This is a genomic window from Luteibacter jiangsuensis (assembly GCF_011742555.1).
Taxonomy (GTDB): domain Bacteria; phylum Pseudomonadota; class Gammaproteobacteria; order Xanthomonadales; family Rhodanobacteraceae; genus Luteibacter; species Luteibacter jiangsuensis.
On sequence record NZ_JAAQQR010000001.1, the window covers coordinates 601,902 to 621,206 of the forward strand.

General features: G+C 65.3%; 17 protein-coding genes, 1 tRNA gene and 1 riboswitch. Of the genes, 9 read left to right on the forward strand and 9 right to left on the reverse strand.

The genetic code is table 11. The features are described 5' to 3' along the window. Positions 1-159: 159 nt before the first annotated feature. Positions 160-1,533 carry a porin gene (locus tag HBF26_RS02515; RefSeq protein WP_167122727.1) on the reverse strand — a complete coding sequence of 458 codons (1,374 nt, stop codon included), beginning with the start codon at positions 1,531-1,533 and terminating at the stop codon, positions 160-162. A 216-nt stretch (positions 1,534-1,749) separates the two neighbouring features. On the opposite strand from HBF26_RS02515, the gene rnt reads away from it, so the two are divergent. From rnt to phoU, 6 genes are all read left to right on the forward strand, one after another. Beyond that, positions 1,750-2,409 carry a ribonuclease T gene (rnt, locus tag HBF26_RS02520; protein WP_167122729.1) on the forward strand — a complete coding sequence of 220 codons (660 nt, stop codon included), beginning with the start codon at positions 1,750-1,752 and terminating at the stop codon, positions 2,407-2,409. Between the two features lie 147 nt (positions 2,410-2,556). After that, a complete protein-coding gene (pstS, locus tag HBF26_RS02525; protein ID WP_338039615.1) occupies positions 2,557-3,573 on the forward strand; it encodes a phosphate ABC transporter substrate-binding protein PstS in 1,017 nt (338 codons plus the stop codon). Positions 3,574-3,689: 116 nt separating this feature from the next. After that, positions 3,690-4,718, forward strand: coding sequence for a phosphate ABC transporter permease subunit PstC (gene pstC, locus HBF26_RS02530; protein WP_167122733.1), 1,029 nt, complete (start codon positions 3,690-3,692; stop codon positions 4,716-4,718). After that, positions 4,718-5,584: a phosphate ABC transporter permease PstA gene (gene pstA / locus HBF26_RS02535; RefSeq protein ID WP_167122735.1), complete on the forward strand. Its 867-nt coding sequence runs from the start codon at positions 4,718-4,720 to the stop codon at positions 5,582-5,584. The genes pstC and pstA overlap by 1 nt, the downstream gene beginning before the upstream one ends. Position 5,585: 1 nt before the next feature. Beyond that, positions 5,586-6,410: a phosphate ABC transporter ATP-binding protein PstB gene (gene pstB, locus HBF26_RS02540; protein WP_205287588.1), complete on the forward strand. Its 825-nt coding sequence runs from the start codon at positions 5,586-5,588 to the stop codon at positions 6,408-6,410. Positions 6,411-6,432: 22 nt separating this feature from the next. After that, positions 6,433-7,146 carry a phosphate signaling complex protein PhoU gene (gene phoU, locus HBF26_RS02545; protein ID WP_167122738.1) on the forward strand — a complete coding sequence of 238 codons (714 nt, stop codon included), beginning with the start codon at positions 6,433-6,435 and terminating at the stop codon, positions 7,144-7,146. A gap of 111 nt (positions 7,147-7,257) precedes the next feature. On the opposite strand, the gene sugE is transcribed toward phoU, so the two are convergent. The 4 genes from sugE to rnr form a co-directional block, all read right to left on the reverse strand. Continuing rightward, positions 7,258-7,572, reverse strand: coding sequence for a quaternary ammonium compound efflux SMR transporter SugE (gene sugE, locus HBF26_RS02550; protein ID WP_167122740.1), 315 nt, complete (start codon positions 7,570-7,572; stop codon positions 7,258-7,260). A gap of 248 nt (positions 7,573-7,820) precedes the next feature. Continuing rightward, positions 7,821-8,093, reverse strand: a complete 273-nt coding sequence (locus tag HBF26_RS02555; protein WP_167122742.1) for a CBU_0592 family membrane protein — start codon at positions 8,091-8,093, stop codon at positions 7,821-7,823. Continuing rightward, positions 8,090-8,836: a 23S rRNA (guanosine(2251)-2'-O)-methyltransferase RlmB gene (rlmB, locus tag HBF26_RS02560; protein WP_167122745.1), complete on the reverse strand. Its 747-nt coding sequence runs from the start codon at positions 8,834-8,836 to the stop codon at positions 8,090-8,092. The genes HBF26_RS02555 and rlmB overlap by 4 nt, the downstream gene beginning before the upstream one ends. Beyond that, positions 8,833-11,550 carry a ribonuclease R gene (gene rnr / locus HBF26_RS02565; protein WP_338039616.1) on the reverse strand — a complete coding sequence of 906 codons (2,718 nt, stop codon included), beginning with the start codon at positions 11,548-11,550 and terminating at the stop codon, positions 8,833-8,835. The genes rlmB and rnr overlap by 4 nt, the downstream gene beginning before the upstream one ends. 123 nt (positions 11,551-11,673) lie before the next feature. Here rnr and HBF26_RS02570 point away from each other — a divergent pair. Both HBF26_RS02570 and HBF26_RS02575 read left to right on the forward strand, forming a co-directional pair. After that, a tRNA-Leu gene (locus HBF26_RS02570) sits at positions 11,674-11,758 on the forward strand. Positions 11,759-11,816: 58 nt separating this feature from the next. Beyond that, the gene (locus tag HBF26_RS02575) at positions 11,817-12,176 is read left to right on the forward strand and encodes a hypothetical protein (RefSeq protein ID WP_167122747.1); all 360 of its coding nucleotides are present in this window, start codon (positions 11,817-11,819) and stop codon (positions 12,174-12,176) included. A 4-nt stretch (positions 12,177-12,180) separates the two neighbouring features. Here the strand turns inward: HBF26_RS02575 and HBF26_RS02580 are convergent, their stop codons facing one another. The 4 genes from HBF26_RS02580 to HBF26_RS02595 form a co-directional block, all read right to left on the reverse strand. Next, positions 12,181-12,723: a hypothetical protein gene (locus HBF26_RS02580; protein WP_167122749.1), complete on the reverse strand. Its 543-nt coding sequence runs from the start codon at positions 12,721-12,723 to the stop codon at positions 12,181-12,183. 100 nt (positions 12,724-12,823) lie between these two features. Continuing rightward, entirely contained in the window at positions 12,824-13,057 is a 234-nt protein-coding gene (locus HBF26_RS02585; protein WP_167122751.1) for a hypothetical protein, read from the reverse strand. A gap of 79 nt (positions 13,058-13,136) precedes the next feature. After that, complete coding sequence (locus HBF26_RS02590) at positions 13,137-13,724, reverse strand: hypothetical protein (protein WP_167122753.1); 588 nt, start codon at positions 13,722-13,724, stop codon at positions 13,137-13,139. 182 nt (positions 13,725-13,906) lie between these two features. After that, entirely contained in the window at positions 13,907-15,853 is a 1,947-nt protein-coding gene (locus HBF26_RS02595) for a ricin-type beta-trefoil lectin domain protein (protein WP_167122755.1), read from the reverse strand. A 380-nt stretch (positions 15,854-16,233) separates the two neighbouring features. Further along, positions 16,234-16,328: riboswitch (glycine riboswitch) on the forward strand. 42 nt (positions 16,329-16,370) lie between these two features. Here HBF26_RS02595 and gcvP point away from each other — a divergent pair. Then, positions 16,371-19,235 (forward strand): aminomethyl-transferring glycine dehydrogenase, encoded by a 2,865-nt coding sequence (gene gcvP, locus HBF26_RS02600; protein ID WP_167122757.1) that lies wholly within the window; start codon positions 16,371-16,373, stop codon positions 19,233-19,235. Positions 19,236-19,305 lie beyond the last annotated feature (70 nt).

Sequence of the window (19,305 nt, forward strand, 5' to 3'; positions counted from 1 at the left end):
TTTCGCGATATGTCGGCAGGCACGAACGCGATCTTGTTCAGCCTTCGCGTGTGAAAGAGAGCACTCGATGCTTGAGACGATTCGCAATGTCGAAAAGAAAACGGCGGGCTTTCGCCCGCCGTCGGTTCGTCCTTGAGTCGAACTCCCTTCCGATAACGGTCAGAAGCTGAGCATGCCCCAGAAGCCGACTTCGTCGGTCTTGTAGTGGTACGGGGTGGCGTACGGACCATCGAGACGGTTGTGCTTGTACACGAGGGCGAGCTTCAGGTTCTTCAGCACGTCGTACGAGACACCAGCGTTGTAGTACTTGTCCTTCAGCTCGCGCTCGGTGTCGGCGATCGTCGTGTACTTGTAGCTGACGCGATCGTAGCGGGCGAACACAGCCCACTGCGGATCGAAGTGCCAGTCGGCCCAGAGCGAATAACCGTCGGCCTTGTCCTTGACGGAAAGCGGCGCGGTGCCAGTACCCTGATACTTCAGGATGTCGTCCCAGTTCTCGGAGTGGAAATATTCCGCACCGACGCCGAAGGTCTTGTCGCGCCATGCCACGAGGGCATCGCCGCGGCTGGCGGTACGCGTCGGCGCGCCGTTCTCGACATCGTTGCCACGCTTGCCCGTGTAACCACCGACCGCGATCACCATCTGCTCGATCGGCGAATAGCCGAAGCGGGCTTCCGCGTCCACGCTCTTCGAACGGCTCAGGTTGCGGTAGCCGCGGCCATTGACGACGGACAACTGGTAGTTGATCGAATTGTCGCCCGTGGTGGCACCGAGGGCATGCAGACCCCAGTCGGACGAATTGCCGAAGGCGCCCACGCCGCCTGCGGTGGCCGTGGAGCCGCTGCGGCCGCCCTCGAACGAGCGGTCGGTGATGGTGTTCTCGACGTAGCGGTAGCCGTACCACTTCTCGACGAACGGAATCCAGGGCATGTCGGCTGCACCGAAGCGGACGGTGAAGAGCGGATCGAACTTGCCCTGCACGTAGGCCTTCTTCACGAACAGGCTGGTCTGCGACAGCGTCGACTGATAGTTGAAGTCGGTGGTGAGGTTGGCCGACCAGATGTCGTCGAAGGTGTGATCCACGACCAGGTAGAAGCGCTTCACGTCGAAGCCGGTGCCGTTGGTGGCGCCGTGGCCGTCCTTCTTCACGTTCGGGCCGTTGCCGACCTTCTCCTTGTGATCCATGTCGGTCAGGTCGAAGAACATGGTGCCGCCGATGTGGGTGTTGTCCACGATCTTGGCCAGCTTCTCGACCTTCTTGGACAGGTCGTCGGTCGGCTTGGTGGCGGCGACCTGCACGTCGTTCACGGCCTTGGCCGTTTCGATCTGTGCGTCGGCCTGGGCTTCCTGCTTGCTCTCGAGGTCGGCCACCTTGGCCTGGAGGGCGGCAAGCTGCGCCTGCAGCTGCTGGAGGGTGGCGGCGTCGACCGTGACCCGGGCCGGCTGCTGCGACTTCGGCGTCGCGGCAAGGGCCGAGAAGCTGGTCACGCCCAGACCGGCGGCAATGGCCACCGTGAGCAACTTGGAACGCATGGGATGTCTCCGCTGTAGAAAAGGAATGGCGATTGGCTATGAACCCCTGTGTCCCCTTGAGTTTTTTCGGTACGAAAATGCTCAAAGAGGCCAACGCCGCGAAGAATGGGCCGCGGGGTTTACCGTTCCATGCCTTTTTTGTTACAGATCGACGACACGCGCACATCCGCTTAACGGTCGCACCCCCGCGCAGGCCCGGGCTGATATCCTTTGTGGATGGATACGACGAGCAACAGCACCGCTTCGACCATGGCCGGGCGGTTCAGGGGATTCCTGCCGGTCATCGTGGACGTGGAAACCGGCGGATTCGAGTCGGAGCGCGACGCCCTGCTCGAAATTGCCGTCGTGCCCGTGGCCATGGAGCCTTCCGGGTTCCTGGTTCCCCAGCCGGCGGTGGCGGCCAACGTCGAGCCGTTCCCGGGCGCCAACATCGACCCTCGGTCGCTGGAGATCACCGGAATCGACCCGGACCACCCGTTTCGCGGCGCCCTGCCCGAGCGGCAGGCGCTCGATCATGTGTTCAACACCGTCCGCGAGGCCGTCAAGGCGGCAGGATGCCAGCGTGCCGTGCTGGTGGGCCATAACGCGGCCTTCGACCTGGCGTTCCTGAACGCGGCGGTGCGCCGCGTCGGCCATAAGCGGAACCCGTTCCACCCGTTCAGCTGCTTCGACACCGCCACCCTCGGCGGGCTGGCCTATGGGCAGACGGTGCTGAGCAAGGCGGTACTCGCCGCGGGGCTCGCCTTCGACACCCGCGAGGCCCACTCGGCCATCTACGACGCCGAGCGCACGGCCGAACTCTTCTGCGAAATCGTCAACCGCTGGCGGCGGCTCGAACTCGCCGAACGCGAGCAGACCGCTCCCGTCATCGCTTGAGCCTTTTCGTAAGTTCCTAATATGACACCAGAATGGCTGGTGTCATCTGTTTGCAACATTCAGTACGTCTCATTGCAACACGGCAGGGCTGGAATACGGCCCCGGGCGGGCTTCGCCCGACATCTTTTCCATCGAGGGGATCTCTCCGTGTTCACACGCAAACTCCGCATCGCCGCGCTGGTCGCCGCTTCGCTCTTCGGCATGTCCGCCGTGCAGGCCACCGACATCACGGGCGCCGGCTCCAGCTTCGTCTACCCGGTTCTTTCCAAGTGGTCCGCGAAGTACGCGGAATCGACCGGTAACAAGATCAACTACCAGTCCGTGGGCTCGGGCGCGGGTATCGCGCAGATCAAGGAAGGCACCATCGACTTCGGCGCCTCCGACGCCCCGATGAGCAGCGAAGACCTGACCAAGTTCGGCCTCGGCCAGTTCCCGAGCGTCGTGGGTGGCATCGTGCCGGTGGTGAACTTCGGCGCCGGCTTCAGCGGCCAGCTCAAGCTCACCGGCCCCGTCCTCGCCGACATCTTCCTCGGCAAGATCACCTCGTGGGACGATCCGGCCATCATGGCGCTGAACCCGGGCCTCAAGGTGCCCGCCAAGAAGATCACGGTGGTGCACCGCTCGGACGGTTCGGGCACCTCGTTCAACTTCACGAACTACCTGTCGAAGGTCAGCCCGGAGTGGGCGTCGAAGGTGAAGTTCGGCACCGCCGTGGAATGGCCGGCCGGTGTGGGTGGCAAGGGTAACGAGGGCGTTTCGCAGTACGTCCGCCAGATCCCCGGTTCGATCGGCTACGTCGAATACGCCTACGCGAAGAAGAACAAGATCTCGTTCGCGGAGATGCAGAATGCTGCCGGTAAGTGGGTGCAGCCGAATGCCGACACCTTCGCCGCCGCGGCCGCCACGGCCGATTGGGCTTCCGCGAAGGACTTCAACCTGATCATGACGAATGCTTCGGGCGACGAGGCGTGGCCGATCACTGCCACCACCTGGATCATCATGTACAAGAAGTCGAAGAACCCGTCGCACACCAAGGTGGCGTTCGACTTCTTCAAGTACGCCTTCGAGAAGGGCCAGGCCGACGCCGCATCGCTCGACTACGTCGCGCTGCCGGCCACGCTCACCCAGAAGATCCAGGCCTACTGGGGCTCGGACTTCAAGTAAGCAACGAGCCGTCCGACCGGTGACACACTTCCGGTCCAGACTGTCGTTCAAGGGGGTCGCCGTCCCGTAAGGGGCGGCGACCCAACGTTTGCAAAGGCCCGGGAAACAGCATTCCTATGCATGCCACCGCCAGCAACGCCGCGACCGCCCCCGGCCACACCGGGGCCAGGCGCACGTCGACGGACTCACGCAACGACCTCATCTTCGGATGGGTGTTGAAAGCCTGCGCGCTGCTTGTCCTCCTTTCGCTGATCGGCGCAGCGGGCTCCACGCTCTGGCTGGGCCAGGACGCCTTCCGCACCTTCGGCTGGGGCTTCCTCACCAGCGCCGCCTGGGATCCCAGCAACGACCAGTACGGTGCGCTGGTACCCATCATGGGCACCGTCGGGACGGCCATGATCGCACTCGTGGTCGCGGTACCCATCAGTTTCGGCATCGCCCTCTTCCTCACCGAGATCGCGCCGCAATGGCTGCGCGGTCCGGTCGCCTCGGCCATCGAATTGCTGGCCGGCATTCCGTCCATCATCTACGGCATGTGGGGCCTCTTCATCTTCGCCCCGTTCGTTGCCGAGCACATCAAGCCGTGGCTGATGAACAACTTCAGCAGCGAACCGCCCGACGGGCAGGTGTCGTGGCTGGTGCAGCACGTGCCGTGGATCGCGAAGTTCTTCTCCAGCGAATATCCCTTCTTCGGTGCCGGCGTGCTCACCGCGGGCCTCGTGCTGGCGGTGATGATCATCCCGTTCATTTCCTCGGTGATGCGCGAGGTCTTCCAGACGGTGCCCACGCGCCTGAAGGAATCGGCATACGCGCTGGGTTCCAGCACGTGGGAAGTAGTGTGGGACATCGTGGTGCCCTACACCCGCACCGCGGTCATCGGCGGCGTGTTCCTTGGCCTCGGCCGCGCGCTCGGCGAGACCATGGCCGTGGCCTTCGTGCTCGGCAACACCTTCAAGTTCTCCTGGTCCTTCCTCGAAACGGGCAGCTCCATCGCCTCCACCATCGCCAATCAGTTCGGCGAGGCGCAGGGCCTGCAGCGCTCCGCGCTGATGGCTCTCGCCTTCCTTCTGTTCGTGGTGACCTTCATCGTGCTGCTGATCGCCCGCCTCATGCTTCGCCGGCTGGCCACGAAGGAGGGCAACTGATGTCCGCGTCGCTCTACACCACACGCCGCATCAAGAACGTCGTGGCCATGGTGCTCAGCGTGATCGCCACCGGCCTGGGCCTGTTCTTCCTCGCCTGGATCCTCTGGGAAACCCTGAGCCAGGGCGCCTCGGCGCTGAAGCCGCAGTTGTTCACCAAGATCACGGCCTACCGCGAGGAAGGCGGCCTGGCCAACGCGATGATCGGCAGCCTGATCCTGAACTTCCTCGGCATCCTCATCGCCACGCCGATCGGCGTGGCTGCCGGCACCTGGCTCGCGGAGTATTCGCGCCGCTCGCGCCTGGGTCCCGCCATCCGCTTCCTCAACGACATCCTGCTGTCCGCGCCGTCGATCGTGCTGGGCCTGTTCGTCTACACGATCGTGGTGCTCCCGTCGAAGTACCTGTCCAACGGCAACGTGACCTTCTCCGGCATCGCCGGTGGCATCGCACTGGCCCTGATCGCCCTGCCCGTCATCGTGCGCACCACCGACGAGATGCTGCGCCTGGTGCCGGGTACCCTGCGCGAAGCCGCGCTGTCGCTCGGCGTGCCGCAATGGAAGCTCACCACGCAGATCCTGATCCGCTCAGCGCGGTCGGGCATCGTCACCGGCGTGCTGCTGGCCCTGGCCCGCATCAGCGGCGAAACGGCGCCACTGCTGTTCACGGCCTTCGGCAATACGTTCACGAGCCTCAACCCGCTGACCCCGATGGCCAGCCTGCCGCAGATCATCTACGAATACACGAAAGACCCAAGTCCAGACATCAACACCATCGCCTGGGCCGGCGCCTTCGTGCTTACCATGTTTGTGCTCGCGCTCAGCCTGATCGCCCGTTTCGCTTTCCGCTCCAAGGTGTCCCATGACTAACATGAACGAAGTGGCCTCCCAACCCGGGTTCGGCACGTCGCCCCATGCCGCGGGCGTGGACCTTGGCCAGGTGCCAGCGAAGATGACCGTTCGCGACGTGAACTTCCATTACGGCGATTTCCACGCGATCAAGAACATCGCCATGGACGTGCCGGAGAAGCAGGTCACGGCCATCATCGGCCCTTCCGGCTGCGGCAAGTCCACGCTGCTGCGCATCTTCAACCGCATCTATGCCATCTACCCGGGCCTGCGCGCCACGGGCGAGATCATCCTCGACGGGGAAAACATCCTCGATCCGAAGTACCCGCTCAACCGCCTGCGCAGCAAGGTGGGCATGGTGTTCCAGAAACCCGTGCCGTTCCCCATGACCATTTTCGAGAACGTGGCTTACGGCATCCGCCACCACGAGAAGCTGTCGCGCTCGGAAATGGAGAACCGCGTCGAGCAGGCCCTGCGCGGCGCGGCGCTGTGGGACGAAGTGAAGGACAAGCTGAAACAGAGCGCCCTGGGCCTCTCCGGCGGCCAGCAGCAGCGTCTGTGCATTGCCCGCGGCATCGCCCTGAAACCCGAGGTGCTGTTGCTCGACGAGCCCACATCGGCGCTCGATCCCATCGCCACGAGCCGCATCGAGCAGCTGGTGGAAGAACTGAAGCGCGACTTCACCATCGTGATCGTCACCCACAACATGCAGCAGGCCGCCCGCTGTTCGGACATGACCGCCTTCATGTACATGGGCGAGCTGATCGAGTTCGACCGTACGGAGAAGATCTTCACCAAGCCGGACAAGAAGCAGACGGAAGACTACATCACCGGCCGTTTCGGCTAAGCACCCGCCTTCGAGGTTAGCGATGAACACCACGCACCAGCACATCATCAAGAGCTACGACGACGAACTGAAGCGCCTCACCGGCGAAATCGTCAAGATGGGCGAACTTGCCGTCGCGCAGCTCGAAGCCGCCATCGACGTGGTGGAACGCCGCGACGAGCGCGCGGCCCAGCGCGTGGTCGACAACGACGACGCCCTCGACGCGCTCGAACAGGAAATCAGCCAGGACGTGGTCCGCCTGCTCGCCCTGCGCGCACCGATCGCCGGCGATCTCCGCAACGTGTTCGCCGCCCTCCGCATCGCCGCCGACATCGAGCGCATCGGGGATTACGCGGCGAACGTGGCCAAGCGCTCCATCCCGCTGAGCCGCGTGGCTCCGATCACCGCCGCGGGCGGCCTGGCCAACCTTGCCGAGCTCGCGGCCGACCAGCTCCGCAACGTGCTCAAGGCGTACAACGACCAGGACGCCGAGGCGGCCTATGAGGTATGGAAGTCGGATGCGGACCTCGACGAGGCCTATACGGTGGTGTTCCGCGCCCTGCTCACGTACATGATGGAAGATCCGCGCAACATCACGCCGTGCACGCACCTGCTGTTCATGGCGAAGAACATCGAGCGCATCGGCGACCACGCCACCAACATCGCGGAGAACGTCTGGTTCGTGGTGCACGGCGAGCCGCTGGTGGCACCGCGCACGAAGCGTGACAACACGGCGAATCCGGATTTCGGGAAGTAAGTGCTGCTTTGTGTGGGAGCCGCTTCAGCGGCGATTGGGCGCTGGCGACAAGCTTGCCCGCTACCGCGGGATCGCCGGCATAGCCGGCTCCCACACAGAGCTCGCCATCCCTCAGCCCGCGAGCTTCAAGCCCACGATCCCGGCCAGGATCAACCCGACGCACAGCAGCCGCCACGGCTGCGCCGATTCGCCGAACAGCACGATGCCGAGCGTCACGGCACCTACCGCCCCGATACCCGTCCACACCGCATAGGCGGTACCCAGCGGAAGTTTCTTCGTGGCGATGGCGAGCAGCACTATGCTGATCACCATGGCAACCACGGTAAGCACGCTGGGCAACAGGCGGCTGAAACCCTCGGTGTATTTCAGGCCGACAGCCCAGGCGATCTCGAAGAGACCGGCAAGTACGAGAACAGTCCAGTACATGGGAAAGCTCCGCAAGAGCGGGGTCGTCCCCGCGGAGATGATGCGCGTCGTGGGGCCGTCCCCGCGAGCGGACCGGCTTTGCGCCGAACCGCTAACATCCTACATCACGTGCGCCCCCGCTGACCGGCAGCACAGACCGCGCGGGGAGCAGACTGTGGGAGCCGGCTATGCCGGCGATCCCGCGTCAGCGGGCAAGCTCGCAGCGAGCACCCATCGCCGCTGAAGCGGCTCCCACATCTTGGCCGCAACTACTGAAGCGGACCCACTGCAGCCTTCTTCAACTTCACGCCCCGCACGATCCCGTAAACGCTGATGAGGAACCACGCCATCTCCTGCAGAAAGGCGGAGAGGTTGAAGGTGCCGAAGATCAGCGACAGCAGGATGCCGAAGGCGCCGACCAGGTTCATGACCTGGTACGGGTAGCCCTGCCCCGAGAGCTTGTGCGCCTGGAGCAGGAAGAACGCCACGAGCACCAGCGTCACGCCGATCAGGCCGGCCCAGTCGTGCCAGAACAGGTTCATCGCTTGCTCCCTCGCTGACGCAGTGCCTCGAACAGCACGATGCCCGTGGCCACCGAGACATTCAGGCTCTCCATGCTGCCTGGCATGGGGATCTTCGCCACGAAATCGCAGGTTTCGCGCGTGAGCCGGCGCATGCCGTCGCCCTCGCTGCCCATCACGAGGGCGATGGGGCCCTTCAGGTCGATGTCGTAGATCGACTGGTCGGTGTCGCCATCCAGACCGGTGATCCATACGCCGGCATCTTTCAGCAAACGCAGCGCACGGGCGAGGTTGGTGGCGGCGATGACCGGTACCAGGTCCGCACCGCCGGCCGAGGCACGGCGCACCGTGGGCGTGATACCCACCGCGCGATCCTTCGGTACGACCACCGCGGTGACTTTCGCGGCGGCCGCACTGCGCAGGCAGGCGCCCAGGTTGTGCGGATCGGTAACGCCGTCGAGCACGAGCACCAGGGCGTCCGCACCGGCGGCGTCGAGCAGTGCCGGCAGATCGTTCTCGCCCCGCAGCGGCGGGGTTTCGTAGCGCGCGATCACGCCCTGATGGCGAGCCTCGCCGCCCAGCTTCTCCAGTTGTTCCTTGCCCACAGTCTTCAGCGGCAGGCCAAGCCGACGCGCCTGCGCGGCGATCTCGTTCACGCGCGCGTTCTTCGAATTCTGCTCGATCACTACTTCACGGATCCGATCCGGATCGTTGGCGAGGGCGCCTTCGACCGGATTGATGCCGACGATCCAGGTTTCACTCATGACTTCGGGTTGCTCCTGGGTTTACGCGGCGACTTCTTCGTCGCGGTTTTCTTGGCGGCAGCGCGCTTTGCCGGCACGCCCTTCGCGGACGTGGCCGGGGCCTTCGAACCAGCGGCCGGCTTCTTCCCGCCGGCATCGCCGGACGCACGACGCCTCGACGCCGCCTTCGGCGCCACGGAAGCCTCCCTTTCCGTGTGGGAAGCGCGCTTGCGCGCGAACGGCATGGCCTCCGTTTCCGCCGCCGCCCGCCGTGCGGGTCGCGCATGATGCTCCGTCACCGGCTCGGCGGCAACCGGCGCCTTCGCCTTGGTGCCGAAGATGCGCCCGACCGCCTTCTTCGCGGCCTTGCCGATGGCCTTGCCCGCGGCCGCCATGCCGCCGCTCTTCTTGCGCGACGCGACAGGCGCCGGAACCACCGGCGCAGCCGGCTTCGGCAGCGCGGCCAACCGCGCGACGAGGCGGAAATCGATCTTGCGGTCTTCCAGGCTCGCCCGCAGCACCTGCACGCTCACATAGTCGCCCAGGCGATAGCTCGCGCCGGTGCGCTCGCCCGACAGAAGGTGCCGCACCGGATCGAACTTGTAGTAGTCGTTCGGAAGCTGGGACACGTGGACCAGGCCCGACACGCGCGACGCCGCCAGTTCCACGAACAGGCCGAACGACGTGACGCCCGTGATGGTGCCTGCGAATTCCTCCCCAACGTGTTTTTCCATCCACGCGCACTTGAAGCGCTCGTCGACGTCGCGCTCGGCCTCCTCGGCACGGCGCTCGCGCTGCGAGCAATGCACGGCCATGGAGGCCATTTCCGATTCGCTGTACGTGTAACCGGCCGGCCTGCCCTTGGTGAGCGCATAGCGGATCGCGCGATGGACCAGCAGGTCCGGGTAGCGGCGAATCGGCGAGGTGAAGTGCGCGTAGGCGTCCAGTGCCAGGCCGAAGTGGCCCTGGTTCTCCGGATGGTAGACGGCCATGCTTTGCGCGCGCAGCAACACCGACTGGATCAGTTCCGCCTCGGGCCGGTCGTGCACCTTCTTCAGCAGCGCTGAGAAGTCGGCGGGCGTCACCTCGTCAGCCGGCGGCATCTTCAGCTTGAACTCGCGCAGGAACTGCAACAGGTCGTCGTACTTCTCCGCCGGCGGCGGCGCGTGCACGCGGTAGAGCGCCGGAATCTTCCGCTTCGAGAGGTACCGCGCCGCCTGCACGTTCGCGGCGATCATGCATTCTTCGATGAGCTTGTGCGCGTCGTTGCGATCGGTGGCGCCCATGGACACCACGTCGCCCGAGGGTGCAAGACGGAACTTCACTTCCGGGGTTTCGAAGTCGATGGCGCCGCGCCGCTTGCGTGCCTTGGCCATGGCCTTGTAGAGGCGATGCAGGGTTTCGACCTGCGGCAGTACGTCGGCGATCTCGTCGCGCACGTCGGCGTCGCGCTCGCCCACCGCCTGCCACACCTTGTTATAGGTGAGCCGCGCGTGCGAATGCATCACCGCTTCGTAGAACTTCGAGTGGAGGACTTCGCCGTCTTCGTCGATCTCCATGTCGCACACCATGCACAGGCGGTCGACCTTCGGATTCAGCGAGCAGATGCCGTTGGAGAGGGTTTCCGGCAGCATCGGCACGACGAAGCCGGGGAAATACGTGGACGTGCTGCGCTCGTAGGCTTCGGCGTCCAGCGCGGTGCCCACCGGCACGTAATGCGAGACGTCGGCAATGGCGACGATAAGACGGAAGCCGCCGCCCTTCAGCGCCTCGGCGTACACGGCATCGTCGAAGTCGCGCGCATCCTCGCCGTCGATGGTCACCAGCGGAAGCTTGCGGATATCCACTCTGCCCTTGCGCTCGTCCGCACCGACCTTCGGCTCCACTTCCTCCGCCTGGCGCAGTACCTGCGGCGGCCACTCGTGCGGCAGGTCGTGACTGGCGATGGCCATTTCCACCACCAGCGAGGGCTGCAGCCGCTCGCCGAGCACGGCGCGAATGGTGCCCAGGGGGCCACGGTGCGGCGTGGGCGGATCGGTGATCTCGGCCACGACGATCTCGCCCGAGCGGGCACCCGCGTCGCGACCGGCCGGGATCATGATGTTCTGATGCAGGCGCCGGTCGTCCGGCTCCACCAGGGTCACGCCGTTTTCGATCACCACCCGGCCCACGAGACGGGGCGAGCGCCGCTCCAGCACTTCCACAATGGCGCCCTGGCGGCGGCCGCGGCGATCGATGCCCACCACACTGGCGAGCACGCGGTCGCCGTGCAGCACGCTGCGCATCTGCGAGGGGGACAGGTAGAGGTCTTCCCCGCCCTCGTCGGGCCGCAGGAAGCCGTAACCCTCGGCATTGGCAATGACACGACCGGGGATGAGGCTGAGCTTCTGGGCGGGCGCGTAGCCGCCGCGGCGGTTCCGCAGCAGCTGGCCGTCCCGGATCATCGCCCCGAGGCGCTTGCCCAGAGCATTGATCTCGTAATCGGTGAACAGGCGCAGCGCCCGCGCGATGTCCTCGGCCATCAGCAGCTCGCCGCGCTCCTCGAGCAGCGCGAGGATGGCCTCGCGGCTGGGAATGGGCTGGTCGTAGCGCTGGGCCTCGCGGTCGGCGTGCGGGTCGACCACCGCCGGCGGCGGCAGACGGTCGCGGTATTTGGCCAGGGCCTTGCCCGGCCGGGTGGCGTTCGCCTTGCGGGGGCCGCGATCCGCGCCCGAGCCTTTCTTTTTCTTCGTCACTTATGAACCTTTGGATGGGGACGCGAAATAGTTTCACATCCGGGATACGAAATCGTTGACAAGTTTCCTCGACCTACCTAATCTACGCGGCTCACGGGGCGGCGACGCTGCTTCGAGACACCTGCCCAGGTGGCGGAATTGGTAGACGCACTAGTTTCAGGTACTAGCGGGTAAAACCGTGGAGGTTCGAGTCCTCTCTTGGGCACCAATTATAGACGAAGCCCCGCAGCGATGCGGGGCTTCGTTGTTTTCGGGCTTTGAAACCCATGACCAGTCATCCGCTTCCCTCAGCTGCCGACCTCTCTCCGGAAGCCATCGCACTCCTGGAGAAGGCGAGGATGTCCCGTGCGGCCATGGACGATGCGGCACGCGATACCGCGACTGCCTCGGACGAGCTTCGCCGTTACGCGAAGTTCTCGCGACCGGGCCAGCCTTCGGCCCATATCGTGCAACTCCGGCAACGGCAAGCGACGGCCCGGATGGACTCCGCACGGTCGAAGCAGGCGTTCCTGCAAGCAGCACAGGGGTTCGTGCGTGCGGCGGGGCTGGTCGTGCCGGCGCGCGTGTCGCTGGAATCGTTCGTGCTGGGTTGGATCTCCGCTACATCCGATCGCCATACCGCATAAGCACTTAAGCCGTACCACCAGCGCGAGCGGCGTAGTCTTCCAGCCAGTGTCTTGCGATCCAGTAGTCCTTCGCGAATGGGCGAAGCTGCGCCACGGCGTCCGAATCGGAGAGGGTGACTGCCCAATCGGCGTACCGAAGAAAGGCGGCAAGCCGGATGTTCAGGTCGTCGCGAACGGTCGCCGCGTCGAGATCTTCAAATGTGTATTGGCCGTAGCGAAGGTTCATGAGCCTGGCTGGGTCAAACCGCCAATGCTTGTGCGTGCTTGCAGGCAGCAATTCCAGATCGAATACCCACGGGTAATGCTCGGGGAAACCAGGAGGTTGGACAGGAACCCGGCTCTCCTTGTCGCGGAGAAAGGCGTGCCGGAAGCACACGCAGTGAGCGACGCTCCCTGGCGAGGCGAACCGCCCGCCTCCGCGAACCCACCCGATCTGCACGCCCTGGATCTCGGCGAAGTGAGACTTCCCGCGTCGAACGAATCCCCGGCCGAGCAACGGTCCGGACACCACCTCGTCAAAGGAGCTCTCAAAAGCTGCTTTATCCACAGGGACGCTACCTTTTCTTTCAACCGCGCGAATCGCTCCCACTCGGCGGGCTCGAACTCGACGGTGGCGATCTGACGGACTGAGCACCCATCGAACCGCGTCAGGTTCGTTTCGACGAGTCGAACTTCGCGAGCATGATGGCGAGCAGAACGACGGTGAGGAGCACCTTCGTCGCCACGTCCCACACACGATGCGCGGTAAGGAAGTCCATCTTCGTCGTGGAGATCATGAGGGCGCAATAGACAGCGATGCTCGCCCAGCCCTGCCAACTCGTTGGACTGATGCCCCAACCGAAGCGCTTGCGACCGAACCAGTAACCTCGTCCTTTCGTCATGTCCGCACTCCGAGGGGCGTCCGGCGATTGTACGCCCCCTCCGTGCGCGAAAGACGCGAGCACGCTGCCTGCAGCATCGTTACTTCTTGCACCCGTGGGCAGTGTACGCATCGGCTATCTGCACCACATTCAACTGCCCTGGGCGATTACGGGCCATTTCGATCATGCTGCAGCTCATGTAGTCGCCGATCGATTTCACTCGGTCCCTGAGGCTCTTCGGACTCACCACGCGCAACGTGCCCGACAGCTTGGTATCCGTTCCACCGGGCAACCGAGGCCTCACCGCCGAAGGGCTGCCGACCAATGCATTGCGAATCGACGGATCGCCGAACGCATCCGCTTCCTCCGCCCGGGACGTAACGGCCGGTGCCGGTACGCCGGGCACAGGCTCCGGTCCCGATGGCGGCATGGGCTGAGTCTGGGACTCTGAGGGGCGCTTCTTGGCGTACACCGCGGGTCGAAGCGTGGCGAGGGCTCCGGCACGAGGCCCGGCCGGGCGCGCGTGACTCAAGGAGCGCGCAACGGACCGACGCTGGATCAAGCGCACATGTAGAACGATGTCGTCGCTGCCCTCCCGATGTGCATCGCTACGGGAAAGGCGCGGGTTCATGGACATCAGGACAACAAACAGTACCAAGTGCAGCCAGGACACCACGCCGATGAGCACGCCATTCCTGACGATACGCCGCCATGGGAGGTGGGCAAATGCGGCTGCCGTCCCTGATGGCACCATGTTCTCCCCAAGCGACCATTCACTTGCAGACCGTGATCGCCAGGGCAAGTTCCTTTGGCTGCTCGCATGCGAGCCTCATCGCGAGGCCGTCCCGCGACGAGGCTCCATGGCGTCGCCTAAAGCCCCTGCCGAATGACCTCCAGGTGCCAGCGCTGCTCGGCGTCCACCGGCCGGAACGTCGTTCCCCAGGTATCGGGGATCGCGATCGGCCTGTTCCCTGCCGGCGCGGGTTGCTGATCGATGCCGGGACGCGGCGCGCTCGGGTAATTGGTCCATGGTTCGAGTGGCGAGCCATAGGGATTCACCGGATAGTCCTGGAATCGCCCTTCCGCGGCGTAGTAGTGCACTCGTCCGCCTTCCACGTAAAGCCTGTATTTCGCGTGGTCGATGAACGAATGCAGGCGGTCTGCGCGCCACTCCCATTGCTGCTCGAACGTCAGGCCGCAGGGCCGCGTCACCACGCCGCGCGAGGTCGTGTCGGCGGTGAGGCAGCGCCCGGTGCCGCGATTCACGTAGCGGTTCGACGCGTCCAGGCCCCACATCTGCTTGCGGTCCATGACGTTGCATGCGGCCAGCACGACATCGCCGTCGTCCTGCAGGCAGGCACCGGTACCCACCGCCGAGCGAATGAGCACGGTGATTTCCGAAGTAAGGTGCGGATCGGACATATCCACGACGAACGATGCCGGTACGTCGCGTGTGGCCCAGGTTCGTGCGCGCTCGACCTGCGTGCGCTGCCACCACCATTCGGTGCGCTCGAGTTCGTAGCCAGCCGACACGGTCACGGTCGCCAGCCCCTCATAGGCGCCGGGCAGAACCCATTCCGACAATGTGTTCAAGGTGATGGCGCGCATCGTCGGCGTCATCTTTTCCTCGCTGAGCTCCGGCGTGCTCGCCGTGCCCCGCTTCACGAGCACGCCCTTGAGGGACTCGTTGAGCAACGCCTTCCATTCCACCGAATCCGGCGCCTTGGGCACGGCCAGGATCGCGTAGTCCTTGAAGGTGGAACTCAAGCTCGACTGCTGCGAGTACTCATAACCCAGGGCCACGTTGAACGGCAGCTTGGCAGCGAGCACATCGTCCGGTTTGCCGGAGGCGCTCAACTCCGTACCCGTCGATCCGCCGATGCTGAATCCGCGCGTTTTCGTCTCGTTCCTCGTGTAGTCGGTGCGCTCGTCCGTTTCGGGGAAATGAGAAAGGTAGCGAGGCTGGACGCCGTCGGCGGTCAGCTTCTGACTGAGCCGATACTCGATGGGAAGATACGTTCCCCAGAGATTCTTTCCCGTCCGTCCGCCGTCGACCACGCCATTCTCCGACGTCCTGACGGTCACACGCGAAACGATGTTGACGACCTTGGCATCGGAACTGTTCGTCCGGCTGCGCACCACTTCAATGATGTTGGCTCCCGATACCTCGCCCATGTCGTCGACGAAGTTCACGCTGAAGCGCCGGGTCGGTGCCAGCGGCATCGCGGCGCCGCCGCCCACGGGGTCGATGCGGCGCCTGGCGGTCGCGGACGGGGTCGGCGCCTTGGCCGCCGCCGCGACAAGCAGATCGCCCAGTGAGGTCGCGTCGCCTTCCGCTGCGTAAATCTGCGGAGTACCGTCGGCGCCCCGTACGACGACGACATCGCCCGTCGTTGCGGGCGCGATACCGAAAAGCTTCGAAACGCGGGCCAGTTCCTCGTCGCTGTCGTCGTCCATGTGCAGCAGGACGGGTATCCCTCCCTCGTAGAGCCTGCTCAGGGACACGGCATCGCCACTGGAAAGCGGCAGGTCCCTCGACGAGAGGGAAACAAGCACCCTGCCCGAGCGGGCCGCTGCGAGCGCGGCGATCGCGTCGCTCCCGAGGGTGGCGGCGGGCACGATGGTGGTGCCTGTATCGTCCGGCGACACGGCCGGAGAGTCGCCTTTCCCGAAGACGACGAGGACGTCCGCCAGGGGGTCGGGCGAAATTGCCGTCGGGCTGAGCAACGGCGGCAACGCTTCGGCGGATACGGCATGAGCCAGGCCGAAGCCCAGGGCTATTGTCAGGGCATTGAGGACGAGCGTGGGGGCTTTCATGGGGGGTACCTCCTTGGGGTGCCCCTAACCTAGTCCTGGGACGTCGGCCCCCAAATGAGAGTGTTCTCACGCAAAAACCCCTGCCGGGGGGCGACGTTGCGACGGTGTTTGCGGGCGTTTGGCTCATGATGCCTGACGATGCTGCCGAGCCCACGCCGCGGCCGGGCATGGCCCTTCCCGACCGTCAGGCCTCCCCGACGCGTTTTCCCATCGGCCGCCGACCCCGGTAAGGGGGCGGCGCCTGGCGGCACCCCGGCATGGCCGACATCCGCGCCCGCCGCTCTGTATAATCGGCAACGTAAAGCTCGGTGGGAGAAGCGGAAGGAGCCGCTGCCGAAGGCGCAACGCCCGTAATCGCTCAGGCACCCATACCACCGCGCGGTCATCACTCTGGAGAGACCGGTTCGATCCGGCGCCGAAGGTGCAAGAGGCTCCACGCCTCCAAACTCTCAGGCAAAAGGACAGAGGGGCGCCCCACGTGCCGGCACGGCGCGTTACTCCGGATGCCCCCAAAGCCATGAGCCAGAAAACTTCGCTGCGCGACCTCGAAAACCACGGCGCCTTCATCGAGCGCCACATCGGCCCGAACGACACCGAGATCGCCGAGATGCTGCGCGTGGTGGGCCACACGTCGCTCGACGCCCTCACCGACGCCATCGTTCCCGGCTCGATCAAGTCCCCCGCCCCGCTGGCCCTGCCCCGCGCGGTCACGGAAGAGGAAGCGCTGGCGAAGATCCGCGCCATCGCCGATCGCAACACCGTGTTCCGCAGCTTCATCGGCCAGGGCTACTACGGCACCCTCACGCCGAACGTCATCCTGCGTAACGTGCTGGAAAACCCGGCCTGGTACACGGCCTATACGCCGTATCAGGCGGAGATCTCCCAGGGCCGCATGGAAGCCCTGATCAACTTCCAGACGATGGTCGCCGACCTCACCGGCATGGACATCTCCAACGCCTCGCTGCTCGACGAGGGCACCGCGGCCGCCGAGGCCATGGCGCTGGCCAAGCGTTCCGCCAAGTCGAAGTCGAACGTGTTCTTCGTGTCGAAGGACGTGCATCCGCAGACGCTGGAAGTGCTGCGCACGCGCGCCGACGGCATCGGCATCGAACTGCACGTGGGCGACGATGGCGACGCGGCGAACGTCGAAAGCTTCGGCGTGCTGCTCCAGTACCCGAACACCTACGGCCGCATCAACGATTACAAGGCTCTCGCCGATGCCACGCATGCACGCGGCGGTATCGTCTGCGTCGCCACCGACCTGCTCGCCCTGACGCTCATCGCCGCGCCGGGCACCTGGGGTGCCGACATCGTGGTGGGCAATACGCAGCGCTTCGGCGTGCCCTACGGTTTCGGCGGCCCGCATGCTGCCTACCTCGCCTGCCGCGATGCGTACAAGCGCTCGATGCCGGGCCGCCTGATCGGCGTGTCCGTGGACACCGAAGGCAAGCCTGCCTACCGCCTCACCCTGCAGACCCGCGAGCAGCACATCCGCCGCGAGAAGGCCACCTCGAACATCTGCACCGCGCAGGTGCTGCTGGCCGTCATGGCGAGCATGTACGCCGTCTACCACGGCCCCGAGGGCCTGGTTCGCATCGCGCGCCGCACCCATCGTCTCGCCACCATCCTGGCCGTCGCGCTGCGTCGCGCCGGCGTTGCCGTGGGCGATGACTTCTTCGACACCTTGCACGTGACCGGCATCGACGCGAAGGCCATCCACACGAAGGCTGCCACCGCTGGCGTCAACCTGCGTGCGATCGACGCCTCGAGCGTGGGCATCAGCCTCGACGAAACCACCACGCGCGCGGACGTGGTCGCCCTCGCCGGCCTCTTCGGTGCCGCCATTGCCGACATCGACGCGCTGGACGGCGAAGTGCACGATGCCCTGCCGCGCCAGCTGCTGCGCGACATGGACTTCCTCCAGCATCCGGTGTTCAACACGCACCACAGCGAGCACGAACTGCTGCGTTACCTGCGCGGCCTCGCCGACAAGGACCTGGCGCTCGACCGCACCATGATCCCGCTCGGCTCATGCACCATGAAGCTCAATGCCACCGCGGAAATGATCCCGGTGACATGGCCGGAGTTCGCCAACATCCATCCGCTGGCGCCCGCCGACCAGGCGCAGGGCTACAAGCAGCTCATCGACGAGCTGGAAGCCATGCTGGTGGAATGCACCGGCTACGACGCCGTCAGCCTGCAGCCCAACTCGGGCGCGCAGGGCGAGTACGCCGGTCTGCTGGCCATCCGCGCCTACCACCGCTCGCGCGGCGAAGGCCATCGCGACATCTGCCTAATTCCGGAATCCGCGCACGGCACCAATCCGGCGTCCGCGCAGATGTGCGGCATGACGGTGGTCGTCACGCGCTGCGACGCCAACGGCAACGTGGACGTGGACGACATCCGCGAGAAGGCGGAGAAGTACGCCGACCGCCTCGCCGCCATCATGATCACCTACCCCTCCACGCACGGCGTGTTCGAGGAAGACGTGGTCGCCATCTGCGAAGCCGTGCACAAGCATGGCGGCCAGGTGTACACCGACGGCGCGAACATGAACGCGCTGGTTGGCGTGGCGAAGCCCGGCAAGTGGGGCTCGGACGTCTCCCACCTCAACCTGCACAAGACCTTCTGCATTCCGCACGGCGGCGGCGGCCCGGGCGTGGGGCCCTGCGCGGTGAAGTCGCACCTCGCTCCGTTCCTGCCGCGCGCTTTCGGCGGCGAGGGCGACGTGGGCATGGTCAGCGCGGCCACCTTCGGCTCCGCGTCGATCCTGCCGATCTCGTGGATGTACATCACGCTGATGGGCACGGAAGGACTGCGCAAGGCGACCCAGGTGGCCCTGCTCAACGCCAACTACATCGCCAGGCGCCTCGCGCCGCACTTCAAGACGCTTTACACCGGCCGCAACGGCCTCGTGGCGCACGAGTGCATCCTCGACCTGCGTCCGCTCAAGGACGCCACGGGCGTGGGTGCCGAAGATGTGGCCAAGCGCCTGATCGACTTCGGCTTCCATGCGCCGACGCTGTCGTTCCCCGTCGCCGGCACGCTCATGGTCGAGCCGACCGAGAGCGAGTCGCTGCACGAGCTCGACCGCTTCATCGACGCCATGATCCAGATCCGCGAGGAAATCCGCGCGGTGGAAGACGGCCGCCTCGACCGCGAGGACAACCCGCTGCGCAACGCCCCGCACACGGCCACCATGGTCACGGGCAGCGAGTGGACGCACGCCTATCCGCGAGAACTTGCGGCCTTCCCGCTGCCGTCGCTGAAGCTGTCCAAGTACTGGCCGCCGGTGTCGCGCGTGGACAACGTGTACGGCGACAAGAACGTGATGTGCGCCTGCATCCCGATCGACGCCTATAAGGAAGACGTGGAGGCTTGAAGCCTCCGCAAGGGCCAGACTGGGCCGTCCTGCCAACGCAGGGCGGCCTTTTTTTGATTCTTCACGCGGT